12 protein-coding genes are annotated in these 13,522 nt (G+C 46.1%); 8 read left to right on the plus strand and 4 right to left on the minus strand.

Annotated elements, in window-relative coordinates; genetic code table 11:
* Window positions 1-3: 3 nt before the first annotated feature.
* Window positions 4-699: a DUF1190 family protein gene (locus Xhom_RS06420; RefSeq protein WP_069317901.1), complete on the minus strand. Its 696-nt coding sequence runs from the start codon at window positions 697-699 to the stop codon at window positions 4-6.
* 178 nt (window positions 700-877) lie between these two features.
* On the minus strand, window positions 878-2,242 hold the full coding sequence (gene tolC / locus Xhom_RS06425; RefSeq protein ID WP_069317902.1) for an outer membrane channel protein TolC: 1,365 nt from the start codon (window positions 2,240-2,242) through the stop codon (window positions 878-880).
* 216 nt (window positions 2,243-2,458) lie between these two features.
* On the opposite strand from tolC, the gene nudF reads away from it, so the two are divergent.
* From nudF to folA, 8 genes are all read left to right on the plus strand, one after another.
* Window positions 2,459-3,106: an ADP-ribose diphosphatase gene (gene nudF / locus Xhom_RS06430; RefSeq protein ID WP_069317903.1), complete on the plus strand. Its 648-nt coding sequence runs from the start codon at window positions 2,459-2,461 to the stop codon at window positions 3,104-3,106.
* A 98-nt stretch (window positions 3,107-3,204) separates the two neighbouring features.
* Entirely contained in the window at window positions 3,205-4,044 is an 840-nt protein-coding gene (gene cpdA / locus Xhom_RS06435; RefSeq protein WP_069317904.1) for a 3',5'-cyclic-AMP phosphodiesterase, read from the plus strand.
* Complete coding sequence (gene yqiA, locus Xhom_RS06440) at window positions 4,044-4,652, plus strand: esterase YqiA (RefSeq protein ID WP_069317905.1); 609 nt, start codon at window positions 4,044-4,046, stop codon at window positions 4,650-4,652. The genes cpdA and yqiA overlap by 1 nt, the downstream gene beginning before the upstream one ends.
* A gap of 73 nt (window positions 4,653-4,725) precedes the next feature.
* Window positions 4,726-6,621: a DNA topoisomerase IV subunit B gene (parE, locus tag Xhom_RS06445; protein WP_069317906.1), complete on the plus strand. Its 1,896-nt coding sequence runs from the start codon at window positions 4,726-4,728 to the stop codon at window positions 6,619-6,621.
* A 72-nt stretch (window positions 6,622-6,693) separates the two neighbouring features.
* Complete coding sequence (gene parC, locus Xhom_RS06450; RefSeq protein ID WP_069317907.1) at window positions 6,694-8,940, plus strand: DNA topoisomerase IV subunit A; 2,247 nt, start codon at window positions 6,694-6,696, stop codon at window positions 8,938-8,940.
* 60 nt (window positions 8,941-9,000) lie between these two features.
* On the plus strand, window positions 9,001-9,729 hold the full coding sequence (locus Xhom_RS06455; protein ID WP_069317908.1) for a 1-acylglycerol-3-phosphate O-acyltransferase: 729 nt from the start codon (window positions 9,001-9,003) through the stop codon (window positions 9,727-9,729).
* A gap of 374 nt (window positions 9,730-10,103) precedes the next feature.
* Window positions 10,104-11,516 carry a cell division protein FtsP gene (gene ftsP / locus Xhom_RS06460; RefSeq protein ID WP_069317909.1) on the plus strand — a complete coding sequence of 471 codons (1,413 nt, stop codon included), beginning with the start codon at window positions 10,104-10,106 and terminating at the stop codon, window positions 11,514-11,516.
* Window positions 11,517-11,717: 201 nt separating this feature from the next.
* Window positions 11,718-12,203 (plus strand): type 3 dihydrofolate reductase, encoded by a 486-nt coding sequence (gene folA, locus Xhom_RS06465; protein WP_069317910.1) that lies wholly within the window; start codon window positions 11,718-11,720, stop codon window positions 12,201-12,203.
* Window positions 12,204-12,278: 75 nt separating this feature from the next.
* On the opposite strand, the gene apaH is transcribed toward folA, so the two are convergent.
* Window positions 12,279-13,106: a bis(5'-nucleosyl)-tetraphosphatase (symmetrical) ApaH gene (apaH, locus tag Xhom_RS06470; protein ID WP_069317911.1), complete on the minus strand. Its 828-nt coding sequence runs from the start codon at window positions 13,104-13,106 to the stop codon at window positions 12,279-12,281.
* Between the two features lie 2 nt (window positions 13,107-13,108).
* A complete protein-coding gene (gene apaG, locus Xhom_RS06475) occupies window positions 13,109-13,486 on the minus strand; it encodes a Co2+/Mg2+ efflux protein ApaG (protein ID WP_069317912.1) in 378 nt (125 codons plus the stop codon).
* Window positions 13,487-13,522: the final 36 nt, after the last annotated feature.

Consider the following 13,522-nt stretch of genomic DNA (forward strand, 5'->3'; position numbering starts at 1 on the left):
TGATTAACCACCCATCGAGCGGGAAGAACTGGAACTTGAGCTGGCAGACGAACGCTGCATAGTTGATTGTTTCGCCACAGATTCACCGAAGCCGCCACGGGTAATGGTACTTGTTGTCGCGGGTTTGGGTGCCATTGCGGTTTTTGGTACAGTCATGCTGCGACCACCGGCAGTGGCTGGGCCATAACTTTTACCCGTTGCATCAACAAATTTGCCATTGGCTGGGCTGGCGGCTGATTTTGACGAGAACAGTGGCTGTGATGGTGCAGCGCTGCCGCCCATCAAGCGACCCATCATGTAACCTGCCATCAACGGCATCCAGAAACTGCCGCTACTGTTTTGTGCCTGAGCCTGACCGACTCCCGCCTGAGCAGGTGTCTGAGTACATTGCTGTTCACCAAATTCAGCAACACACTCTTCGCGGGAAGCATATTTCGGTGCGGTTTTCTCCGCTTCTTTCAGGGCGTTGTTGTAAGCGATTTTACACTGTTCGCTTTGAGAAGGATTTGCCTGAGAGCACTCATCGGCATTTGTATAGAGTGATACCGTTTCATCATTCTGTTCACAGGCTGATAGCATGAAAACAGCACTGACAGCGAGTGCTATAGGTGCTAAACGATAGCTTCGCCACGTTTTTCGGAAAGAATCGCGGTTTATCTCTTTTGTCCGTTTCCTAGGTGTTAAAGAAATAATTGTCATAGGGGGCATCCATCTTGAAGGTATCTGATTAAGATTAAGAGCGTACCCCATTTATCGTGCCCAATGGGAGTGGCTCTCAGGAAGATTTTTAAAAATAATCTTAAAAAACAGCCCACTCAAGGCGGGCTGCTTTTCTTATTAGTATAACGTTTTTAATCTGGAACGATAGAGCATTAAATCAGCGAACTGATGGTGTTTTCATCTCTTTAATAATATGGCTGGCAGAGGTTGAGATCTGCGCACCCAACATTTTGTTCAATGCTGCCAAATCGTTCTCATTCAAGGTGCCACGAGCTTGTTGGATCTTTAATTGGGAAACCAGATAATCGTAACGAGCTTCGGACAACTTTTGCTTGGCATTATACAGAGTGGTTGTCGCGTCCAGCACATCCACGATGGTACGGGTTCCTACCTGATAACCGGCTTCCATTGAGTCCAATGAACTTTGCGCAGAGAGGACGGCCTGTTTGTTGGCCTCAACACTACTGATGGCAGCAGAAATATCATTGGAAGAGGAATGCACCACTTGTATTACAGTGCGATAGGTATTTTCCAAGTCCTGACTGGTGCTGACAAATTTATATTTTGCCTGTTCCACTTTAGAATAGGTGAGTCCGCCGCTAAACAGAGGCAAGCGCAGGGATAATTCAACGGAATTATTTCCGTTGTACGTATCTTCTCGTGTATTTCCGCGACCATGGTTGTTAATGATACTTGTGTTAGCGGTTAACTCAATGGTTGGCATATAGCCTGTTTGTGATTCTTTGAGCTGTTCGCGACTTAAATCCTGATTTAAACGCGCTGACAGCAGGCTCAGGTTACGGGTTTCTGCTTCTTTCAGCACCACATTAGCTGGCTCAGGTTGTTTGGTTTTGAATTGATCAATGTTTAATGCTGCCAGCTGTGGGTAGTAATTTCCCGTAATCAGGCGCAGTTGTTCCAATGCGTTATCCAGATTGTTGCGATTGGTAACTTCGGTTGCCAAAATGGAGTCATATTTGGAACGGGCATTTTGGACGTCAGTAATGGCTACCAAACCGACATTGAAGCGTTGGGTGGCCTGATCCAACTGACGGTACAGAAAGCCTTTATTCGCTTCAGTATGTGTCAGGGTATCAATTTGCTTCAGGACGCCGAAATAGGCTTGGGCGGTGTCCAGAATTAATTTTTGTTGTGCCGTTTGGTAAGTGATATCTGCGATACTAGCATTTTTTTCAGATTGATTCAGTAGGTTCCATTTTGTCATATCAAAGATGGTCTGAGTCAGTTGCAGACTGGCACTTGTACCGTGGCTTTCTGAATTTCTGTTATCGCGAAAACCCTTGCCATATTTAGCGCCTGCATTCAGCCCCAATTGAGGCAGTAAGTAACTGCGAGTTTCGCGAATTTTTTCAACAACTGAATTACGGGTAGCTTGTGCCTGAAGCAATACGGGATTTGTTTCTTTTGCTTGCTGATAAATTTGTAATAGATCTTCAGCATGGCTTGACGTACTGAAACCCACCAGATTCATAGCGATAAAAAGAGAGAGCAATTTTTTCATTTGCGTTCCTTGTTGTGCAGCTATTTTGCCTAAGTTGCCTCTGCATAAAAACTAATACCACAGATTCTAGCAGAGAATGCCAGCAAGGTAGGGTGGCTGTTTGTGCCATATTGCCTCATTTTTCAACTTGTTTGTATCATGAATATGAATTTATTTAGATCAATGTAGAAAAATACATTTTAATAATAGGAAATTTTAAAATAATCAGGAGATTTTATGAGTGAAGATCTTGCCTCACTGGGTAGTTTTACTAAACACGGTACTTTTACAAAACAAGATGTTGAAGTGATCTCCCAAAAAACGCTCTATCGGGGTTTTTTCAAAATGACGGAGTATCAGTTCAGGCACCGCTTATTCCGGGGTGGCTGGAGTGAAATCATTAGACGTGAAGTGTTTGAACGGGGTCATGCGGGTGTTTTGTTGCCTTACGATCCAGTGCGCGATGAAGTGGTTTTGATTGAACAAATCCGTATTCCGGCACTTGAAACCAGTGAAACACCGTGGTTACTGGAAGTGATTGCCGGCATGATCGAAGAAGGTGAGGAAGTTGAACAGGTGGTTCGCCGCGAGGCAACGGAAGAGGCAGGTATTGAGATTAAACGCTGCCAGCCGGCATTGAGTTACCTTTCCAGTCCGGGCGGAACAACAGAACGCATGAATATTTTTATCGGTGAAGTTGATGCTTCCAGCGCGTCAGGTGTTCATGGCTTGGAAACTGAACATGAAGATATTCGCGTTCTTACGGTTAGCCGCGCACAGGCTTACCAGTGGGTAGAAGAAGGGATCATCGATAATGCGGCTTCAGTGATAGCAATACAGTGGCTGGAGTTGCACCATGAAAAAATAAAGAAAGATTGGCTGTAATATTACGCTGGAAAACGGGAAGTGTGCCCCAGTCAGCAGATCTTTTGTCTCAAGACACGTTAGAATAATTCTCATGATTGACAGTAAAAGGAAACCATTTGGAAAGCCTGCTCGAAATCGCTGTGGCAGAAGGAGCCACAGCCAGAATATTGCAAATTACTGATACGCACCTGTTTGCGAATAAAGGTGACTCACTGCTGGGCATTAATACTTACAGCAGTTATCATGCCGTACTGGATATGATCCTTGAACAGAATCTTGATATTGATTTGATTGTCGCAACGGGTGATTTGGTACAGGATCAGACAATCGTGGCCTATCAGAATTTTGCTGAGGGAATTGCCCGTTTATCTGGGCCTTGTGTTTGGTTGCCCGGCAACCATGATTATCAGCCAGCGATGGTTGACACATTGGCAGCAGCAGGGATTTCACCTTCCAAGCAAATATTCATCGGGCAGCATTGGCAATTGATTATGCTGGATAGTCAGGTGCAGGGCGTTCCTCATGGTGAATTGACAGAATACCAGCTCGAGTGGATGACAAAATGTTTAGATGAGCACAGCGATCGCCATACGATTATCATGCTCCACCATCATCCTTTACCATCGGGTTGTACTTGGCTGGATCAACACAGTTTGCGTAATGCTCCCGAATTGTCAGAAATCCTGAAAGGCAAAACACAGGTAAAAGCGATTCTGTGTGGGCATATTCACCAAGTCATTGATGAAATGTGGAATGGTATCCGTGTTATGGCAACGCCATCAACATGCGTGCAATTTAAACCACATTGTACTAATTTTATGCTTGATGCAGTGGCTCCGGGATGGCGTTATCTCGAACTGTCTGTGGCTGGCAATGAAGAAGCGAGACTGCAAACGCAGGTTCACAGGCTTAAGAGTAGCGAATTTTGCCCGGATTTAGATTCGGACGGGTATTAATGCCAACGTTACTTTATTTACATGGCTTCAATAGTTCACCTCAATCAGCAAAAGCAAATGAGCTGAAAACGTGGTTGCACCAGCAGCATCCTGAAATTGACATGCTGGCGCCCCAGTTACCCTCTTATCCTGAAGATGCGGCAGCTTTACTGGAAGATTTGGTGATGGAACTCGCTGGTGAAGACATCGGATTGGTAGGCTCTTCACTTGGCGGTTATCTGGCCATCTGGCTCTCCCAATGCTTTGGCCTGCCTGCCGTGGTGGTCAATCCGGCAGTTCGTCCATTCGATCTTCTTCAGAATTATCTTGGGGAAAACGTGAATCCCTACACCGAAGAGCGCTATACTCTCGAACAAAGCCACATTCATGATCTCAAAATCATGCACATTGACCCACTGGAATCACCTGATCTTATCTGGTTATTGCAGCAATCGGGTGATGAAGTGCTCGATTATCGTCAAGCCGTTGCTTACCTGATGCAGTGTCGGCAGACGGTCGAATCTGGTGGGAATCATGCCTTTATTGGTTTCGAATACTATTTTCCTCAAATTATTAACTTCTTGGGGCTAACCAGTGGCAATAGTAAAAAAGTTGCCAAAAATAGGTAAGCGACTGGTATTATAAACAGTATATCAGTATTAATTGGCCCTCTAATAACGAAGCAACCGACAGAATTACAACATGACTCAATCTAGTTACAACGCAGAGGCCATTGAAGTCCTCAGTGGCCTGGAGCCGGTTCGTCGTCGTCCAGGAATGTATACCGATACAACCCGCCCGAACCATTTGGCACAGGAAGTGATCGATAATAGTGTGGACGAAGCTCTGGCTGGTCACGCGAAGCATATTGAAGTGATCCTTCACAGCGATCAGTCTCTGGAAGTGATAGATGATGGCCGTGGTATGCCGGTTGATATCCATCCTGAAGAAAAAGTTTCTGCTGTTGAATTGATCCTCACTCGCTTACATGCGGGAGGAAAATTTTCCAATAAAAATTACCAATTTTCTGGTGGCTTACATGGTGTTGGTATCTCCGTGGTAAACGCCCTGTCCAAACGTGTGGAAGTGACGGTTCGTCGTCACAGCCAAGTCCACCAAATTGCCTTTGAAAATGGCGAAAAAGTCCAAGAATTGGACATTATCGGTAGTTGTGGCAAGCGCAACACCGGAACGAGTGTTCATTTTTGGCCAGATGAAAGTTATTTCGATATCCCTCGTTTTGCAGTCACTCGTCTGACTCATTTGCTGAAAGCCAAGGCTGTATTGTGTCCCGGCGTTGAAATTGTCTTTAAAGACAAACTGAGCGATACCGTACAGAAATGGTGTTATGCCGATGGGCTGACAGATTATTTGCTGGAAGCCGTCAATGGGCTGGTAACCTTGCCGCAATCGCCATTTGTCGGCACATTCAGCGGGGATACTGAAGCCGTTGATTGGGCATTGTTCTGGTTGCCTGAAGGCGGCGAATTACTGGCAGAAAGTTATGTTAACCTGATCCCGACCGTACAGGGAGGAACCCATGTTAACGGCCTGCGCCAAGGTCTTTTGGATGCCATGCGTGAATTCTGTGAGTTCCGCAACATTCTGCCGCGTGGCGTCAAACTCTCTGCGGATGATATCTGGGATCGCTGTGCTTATGTGTTATCCCTCAAAATGCAAGATCCGCAATTTGCCGGGCAGACTAAAGAACGCCTCTCTTCACGCCAATCTGCGGCTTTTGTTTCCGGTGTAGTGAAAGACGCCTTTAGCCTATGGTTAAACCAGCACATTCAGGATGCGGAACAACTCGCTGAAATGGCGATTGCCAGCGCACAGCGCAGAATGCGCGCCGCCAAGAAAGTCGTGCGTAAAAAGCTGACCAACGGCCCAGCGTTGCCGGGCAAACTGGCAGACTGTACTTCACAGGATCTTAATTTCACAGAACTGTTTCTGGTGGAAGGGGACTCCGCAGGCGGCTCCGCAAAACAAGCCCGTGACCGCGAATTTCAGGCTATTATGCCGCTGCGAGGAAAAATCCTGAACACTTGGGAAGTCTCATCGGATGAAGTACTGGCTTCGCAGGAAGTGCATGATATCTCTGTTGCGATTGGTATCGATCCGGACAGTGACGATCTCAGCCAGCTCCGTTACGGTAAAGTTTGCATCCTGGCGGACGCCGATTCTGATGGTTTGCACATTGCAACGTTACTGTGCGCCCTGTTTGTCCGTCATTTCCCGACCTTGGTAAAACGTGGGCATGTCTATATGGCAATGCCACCACTGTATCGCATCGACCTCGGCAAAGAGGTGCATTACGCGCTGGATGAAGGCGAAAAGAGCGCGATATTGGATCGCTTGAGCCGCAAACGGGGTAAACCGAACGTGCAGCGCTTTAAAGGATTGGGTGAAATGAACCCGCTCCAGTTGCGCGAAACCACATTAGACCCCAACACTCGCCGTCTGGTGCAATTGACTATCGACGATGAGAATTATCAGGAAACCCTTGCAGTCATGGATATGCTTCTGGCGAAAAAACGCTCGGAAGATCGCCGTAACTGGTTGCAGGAGAAGGGTGATTCCATCGAAATTGAAGTATAGCGCTCAAATTGAAACATAGAACTTGAAACATAGCGCACAGGTAGTCGAGACAGATTCTGAGGAAATTAATACATGAGTGAGATAACTCACGATGGTGTAGAGCGCCAGCCGCTTCACATGTTCACTGAAAACGCCTATTTGAATTACTCCATGTACGTCATCATGGACAGGGCGCTGCCTTTTATCGGTGATGGTTTAAAACCCGTTCAGCGCCGCATTGTCTATGCGATGTCGGAACTGGGTCTGAGCAACAATGCCAAATTTAAAAAATCCGCTCGTACCGTAGGTGACGTGCTCGGTAAATACCATCCGCATGGTGATGGTGCTTGTTATGAAGCGATGGTCTTGATGGCCCAACCTTTCTCATATCGCTATCCGCTGGTGGATGGTCAAGGGAACTGGGGGGCGCCGGATGATCCGAAATCCTTTGCGGCAATGCGTTATACCGAATCTCGCTTGTCTAAGTATGCTGAATTATTGCTGAGTGAGTTGGGGCAAGGTACTGTGGATTGGGTACCAAACTTTGATGGTACTTTGCAGGAGCCCAAAATGCTGCCTGCACGCCTGCCCAATATCTTGCTGAATGGGACGACGGGCATTGCTGTGGGGATGGCGACTGACATACCGCCTCACAATGCTCGTGAAGTGGCGAATGCGCTGATTGCTATGCTGGATAAGCCTGACCTGTCCCTTGATGAGGCAATGGAGTATGTCAAAGGTCCGGATTATCCAACAGAAGCAGAGATCATCACTTCAAAAGAAGATATCCGCAAGATTTACAAAAATGGCCGTGGTTCGGTTCGTATGCGGGCAGTGTGGTCGAAAGAAGAGGGCAACGTCATTATTACGGCTCTGCCACACCAAGTCTCCGGTGCGAAGATCCTGGAACAAATTGCCAGCCAGATGCGAGCCAAAAAGCTGCCAATGGTGGATGATCTGCGTGATGAGTCTGATCACGAAAATCCAACGCGCTTGGTGATTGTTCCACGCAACAACCGCGTGGATGTTGAGCAAGTGATGAATCACTTGTTTGCCACCACCGATCTGGAAAAAAGTTATCGCGTTAACCTTAATATGATCGGGTTGGATAACCGTCCTACGGTTAAAGGTCTGGTTGAGATCCTCAGTGAGTGGTTGGTATTCCGTCGTGAAACGGTGCGTAACCGTTTGAATTACCGTCTGGAGAAAGTGCTTAAGCGTCTGCACATTCTGGAAGGTTTGCTGGTGGCCTATCTTAACATTGACGAGGTGATCCATATCATCCGCAATGAAGATGAGCCGAAGTCAGTTCTGATGCAGCGTTTTGAGTTAACCGAAACACAAGCTGAAGCCATTTTGGAACTGAAATTGCGCCATTTGGCTAAGCTGGAAGAAGTTAAAATCCGTGGTGAGCAGGATGAACTGGCAAAAGAGCGCGACAAACTCCAAGCGATTTTGGGGTCTGAGCGTAAACTGAACACCTTGCTGAAAAAAGAAATTATTGCCGATGCGCAAAGCTATGGTGATGATCGCCGCTCTCCGTTAAAAGAGCGTACAGAAGCTAAGGCCATGAGTGATCATGACATTTTGCCATCTGAACCAATCACCGTTGTTATGTCCGAAATGGGCTGGGTACGCAGTGCGAAAGGGCATGAAATTGATCCATCGGGATTGAATTACAAGTCAGGTGATAGTTTCCGCAGTGCAGTACGTGGCAAGAGCAATCAACCTGTCGTATTTATTGATACAACAGGGCGCAGTTATTCAGTCGATCCATTGGATTTGCCGTCTGCCAGAGGGCAGGGTGAACCGCTGACAGGTAAACTGGCATTACCGGCAGGTGCATCGGTTGAGCATCTTCTTATGGCAAAAGAAGAGCAAAAACTCTTGATGGCTTCAGATGCGGGTTATGGCTTTATCTGTACTTTCAGCGATTTGATCGCCAAGAATCGTGCGGGTAAGGCGTTAATTACGTTGCCTCAAAACGCCAAGGTGATGCCGCCATTGGAGATCAACAATGAACAGGATGATATGCTACTGGCGATTACTAAAGCGGGTCGCATGTTGATGTTTCCAGTGGCTGATCTTCCACAGCTTTCTAAAGGAAAGGGCAACAAAATTGTTTCTATCCCAGCAGCACAGGCCTCATCAGGGGAAGATATGCTGAGTTGGTTACTGGTACTGGCCCCACAATCCTCAATCACGCTCTATTTTGGTAAGCGCAAGTTACTGCTTCGTCCAGAAGAGTTACAGAAATTCAGGGCCGAGAGAGGGCGCAAGGGAACCGCATTGCCTCGTGGCTTACAGCGTGTTGAACGAGTCGAAGTGGATACGCCATAGGCGTAAATCAATCATCACTGTGGGTCAGTGTCACGCTGGCCTACTTAACAAGAGGTAGCTATGCTAGCAATTATTCGCGGAATTATTGTTATCCTGTATACAATTCTGCTCTGTTTTTTCGGTTGTATCTATTGTTTATTCAGCCCGCGTGATCCTCGCCATGTGATGACCTTCGGTCACGCATTTGGCAGATTGCACAAAGTGTTTGGTATTAAGTTTGTTGAACGCATCCCGGCAGAAGCCCGGCAATATGGGCCAAGTATTTATATCGGTAACCATCAAAATAATTACGATATGATTACAATGTCGAATGCAGTGCAGCCACGTACCGTTACCGTGGGCAAAAAAAATCTGGTTTTTATCCCTTTGTTTGGTCAGCTTTATTGGTTGACGGGGAACATTTTGATCGACAGGGAAAATAGGTCAAAAGCACACGGCACAATTTCACAGGTCGTTAGTCAGATCAAAAAGAATTGCATTTCAGTCTGGATGTTTCCAGAAGGGACTCGCAGCCGTGGCCGTGGGTTGTTGCCCTTTAAAACAGGTGCCTTCCATGCAGCCATTGCGGCAGGTGTACCGATTGTGCCAGTTTGTGCTTCTTCAACACATAAAATAAAGCCGAATCGCTGGAATAATGGCACTGTGATTGTTGAAATGTTGCCTCCGATTGATACCTCGAAATACAGCAAAGAGCAGGTTCGTAAATTGGCTGAACATTGTCAGCAAATGATGCAGGCTAAAATTGAAGAACTGAATAAAGAAGTCGAAGAACTCAATAAGCTATCCTAATTGAATTATGGTACGCTTTTAATCTTTCCAGTTGCCGTTTTGTAGGCGGCAACGCTAAATCAATTGGGTATAATCCCGTCGAAATCACCAAATATCATCTTCCTTATTTTGAATAAATTCTAGGCTTGAATTTAAGATAGTTTTAGAATTTATCCTTTATTCGCGATATGATTGCATTTCATAAATTAACGTTTTTATTAAACGCAATCGATAGAATAATATACCCAATATATTTTGAGTTGTTTCGGGGCGGCAGGGAAATATCTCCCAATAATAATGTTGTGCTTTACATTTAGATAAACGAGCATTGGGGATGGCTATTCCTATCGTAGAGACTATTCTGTCCTAGATATTATTCCTGCTGTGGAGAAAGTATGTCACTGAGTCGGCGCCAATTTATTCAGGCATCTGGTTTGGCTATGTGTTTAGGGGCGCTTCCTTTTGCGGTTCGAGCGAATAAAGGTCAACAAACGAAATTGCCACTCCCTCCCTTACTGGAATCTCGAGGTGGACAACCTTTATTTCTATCCATACAAAAAACCAGTTGGTCATTTAATGGTCAGAATAAAACTCAGGTCTGGGGTATCAATGGACATTATTTAGGGCCAACTATTCGGGTTCGCCGGGGTGATGATGTCAAACTGGTATATAGCAATCGCTTGTCTGAATCTGTTTCAATGACCGTGAGTGGATTGCTTGTGCCGGGGACTCTGATGGGAGGCTCGAGACGTTTGCTGGCTCCGGGTGAAACTTGGTCGCCGGTTATTCCGATAGATCAACCCGAAACGACCTGTTGGTATCATGCCAATACACCGCGCAAAATGGCGAGCCATGTTTATGCTGGGCTGGCGGGTATGTGGCTGGTGGAAGATGAAAGTAGTCGCAGCTTACCCTTGCCCAAACATTATGGTGTTGATGATTTTCCGGTTATTTTGCAGGATAAGCGGCTGGATAATTTTGGTGTACCACAATATAACCCTCCCGCTAATCAAGGTTTCCTTGGTAATATTTTGGTCGTTAACGGTGTCGAAAATCCCTTTGTTGAAGTTGCCAGAGGTTGGATCAGACTGCGTTTACTGAATGCCTCTAATGCACGGCGATATCAATTACAGCTCAGTGATGGGCGTCCTTTCTACATGATCGGTACAGATCAAGGATTGCTACCCGCCCCTGTGGCTGTGCAGCAATTGCCACTTGCGCCCGGAGAACGCCGCGAAGTTTTGGTGGATATGTCGAAAGTGGAAAGTGTGGCCATTACTGCGGGAGAATCCGCGGGTATGATGGATCGCCTAAAAGGGTTATTTGAGCCTTCAAACAAATTGCTGTCAACGACGGTATTGACGCTTAAAGCCAGTGGACTACTTCCTTTGATAACAGATCAATTACCCGCTCAGCTCGTGGTTGATAATCCAAATGTTAACTCCCCCATTCCAAGCCGCCATCTTGTTTTAGGTGATCCGACACAAGGGATTAATGGCACATTGATGAATGACCATATTACTAGCCAGCAAGGGGCATGGGAGCGCTGGATAGTCACAACGTCAATTCCCCAACCTTTCCATATTGAAGGGGCAAGGTTCAAAGTCATCAGCCTGAATGGCAATCGCCCAGAGCCGCAGGATTATGGTTGGAAAGATACAGTCTGGATTGATGATCGAGCAGAACTATTGGTGAATATGATGCAGCCATCTTATGACTCTTTTCCTTTCATGTATTACAGTCAGATATTGGAAATGGCGGATCTTGGTGTCTCTGGGCAGTTGATTGTTAATTCTAGTGGTTTCTAATAGATTTCAATTTGTAGCGTATGCCCCGACAGTTCAGATGGGGCTGTTATTTTGTAGCTAACTTGTAACTAACTGACTGTTTAGCAATTAGTATGCAAACAAACTATTTGTTCTGAATATATTGCTAATCTTATCGACTGTGAGTAGCCCTTTCCGTATAGTGTCCGAACTTTTCATACTACTTGCCTGTAAGGTGGCTTAATGAATATCAGCTTGATTGCTGCAATGGCTATGGATCGAGTTATTGGTATGGAAAACGCCATGCCATGGACTCTGCCAGGTGATTTAGCCTGGTTCAAACGTAATACACTAGGAAAGCCGGTTGTGATGGGGCGGGTTACTTATGAATCAATCGGCCGCCCACTGCCGGGACGCCTGAATATTGTAATCAGCAGTCAACCAGCGAGTGATGATCAGGTCACTTGGGTCAATTCCATTGAAGCTGCTTTGGCTGCCGCTGGTGATGTCGAGGAAATCATGGTGATGGGGGGAGGAAAGATTTATGAACAATTTATCCCTTTAGCCAATCGCATGTATCTGACTCACATTGATGCAGAAGTTATAGGGGACACACATTTCCCTGATTATGAGCCTGACGAGTGGAATTCCGTCTTCACCGAATATTATGATGCAGACGAAAATAACTCACACAGCTACTGCTTTGAAATCTTGGAACGCCGAGAGTAATTGAACTTTCGTTCTGAGTGTCGCATGGAGTGTCCTTTGCGGTGGACGGCTGAAAGGCACTCCGGCGTCGCTGATTCAGGCTTTCGATTTTGTGGTCAATGATGCTTGACTGAAATACTGTTTATCTTCCCAACGTAGCATCGTCAATTTACCTCCCCAACAACAGCCCGTATCTAGTGCATAGATGCCCGCAGGCGCTCCTTGACCGTCCAATGCAGCCCAATGACCAAATGCAATTGAATAATCATCAGGGATCTTGCGTGGTAATGCGAACCAGGGTTTAAGTGAGGCAGGGGCATTTTCGGGTTTGGACTTACAGATCATGTCTAACTGCCCATTTGGGAAACAGTAGCGCATTCGCGTCAGCACATTTGTACTGTAACGCAACCGGGCAAGGCCACTTAATTCGGGACTCCAGTTATTCGGCATATCCCCATACATTTCATTGATAAATAAAGGATAACTGTCACTGCGGAGAATGGCTTCTACTTCACGGGCACATATTCTGGCTGTTTCCAAATCCCACTGTGGCGTAAGCCCGGCATGTGCCATAACCAGTTTCAATTCGTCATCGATCAGTAACATTGGCTGTTTTCTCAGCCAATTAACTAATTCATCAATATCCGGTGCTGTGAGCAATTCATCCAACAAGTCTTTGGGTTTATTACGACTGATTTTGGCGTAAATAGCTAACAGATGCAGATCGTGATTACCCAACACCAATTTAACCGCAGAGCCGAGTTGCTTAAGATAACGAAGCACGGCTAACGAATCAGGGCCACGGGCGACCAGATCGCCCGTCAGCCACAATGTATCTTTGCTGTGATGAAAATTGACTTGTTCTAATAAAGTGTGTAACTCACGATAACAGCCATGAATATCGCCGATAAGGTATGTAGCCATAATTAATTTATCAAGGTTGGGATAGCTAACCGAAACACAGGGATAGCGGTACGAAACGGATTACCTTTGTGGTCAACCATTTCATAATGGCCTTCCATGGTTCCCAGGGGGGTATCCAGAACCGTTCCACTACTGTAACGGTATTCTGTTCCCGGCGGGATCAAAGGCTGCTTTCCAACAACCCCTTCACCCTGAACCTCTGTTCGGTGACCGTCACTGTTGGTAATAAGCCAGTAACGATTAATAAGTTGCACCGGGGAATGCCCAAGATTGCGAATTAATATTGTATAAGAAAACACAAAGCGTTGTTGTTCCGGCTGTGATTGACTTTCTACATAAGTACTTTGTACTTGAATATGAATTCTTGGTTCGTTGAGCATAAGTGCCTCCTATTACTGCAATGGCTGTTTATTGGT

The organism is Xenorhabdus hominickii, assembly GCF_002632725.1.
GTDB lineage: Bacteria > Pseudomonadota > Gammaproteobacteria > Enterobacterales > Enterobacteriaceae > Xenorhabdus > Xenorhabdus hominickii.

What these genes read in the sequence shown, in the direction of transcription:
- Xhom_RS06420 (WP_069317901.1), bottom strand. Translation starts at nt 699, where the DNA reads ATGACAATTATTTCTTTAACACCTAGGAAACGGACAAAAGAGATAAAC.
- tolC (WP_069317902.1), bottom strand. Translation starts at nt 2,242, where the DNA reads ATGAAAAAATTGCTCTCTCTTTTTATCGCTATGAATCTGGTGGGTTTC.
- nudF (WP_069317903.1), top strand. Translation starts at nt 2,459, where the DNA reads ATGAGTGAAGATCTTGCCTCACTGGGTAGTTTTACTAAACACGGTACT.
- yqiA (WP_069317905.1), top strand. Translation starts at nt 4,044, where the DNA reads ATGCCAACGTTACTTTATTTACATGGCTTCAATAGTTCACCTCAATCA.
- parE (WP_069317906.1), top strand. Translation starts at nt 4,726, where the DNA reads ATGACTCAATCTAGTTACAACGCAGAGGCCATTGAAGTCCTCAGTGGC.
- parC (WP_069317907.1), top strand. Translation starts at nt 6,694, where the DNA reads ATGAGTGAGATAACTCACGATGGTGTAGAGCGCCAGCCGCTTCACATG.
- Xhom_RS06455 (WP_069317908.1), top strand. Translation starts at nt 9,001, where the DNA reads ATGCTAGCAATTATTCGCGGAATTATTGTTATCCTGTATACAATTCTG.
- ftsP (WP_069317909.1), top strand. Translation starts at nt 10,104, where the DNA reads ATGTCACTGAGTCGGCGCCAATTTATTCAGGCATCTGGTTTGGCTATG.
- folA (WP_069317910.1), top strand. Translation starts at nt 11,718, where the DNA reads ATGAATATCAGCTTGATTGCTGCAATGGCTATGGATCGAGTTATTGGT.
- apaH (WP_069317911.1), bottom strand. Translation starts at nt 13,106, where the DNA reads ATGGCTACATACCTTATCGGCGATATTCATGGCTGTTATCGTGAGTTA.
- apaG (WP_069317912.1), bottom strand. Translation starts at nt 13,486, where the DNA reads ATGCTCAACGAACCAAGAATTCATATTCAAGTACAAAGTACTTATGTA.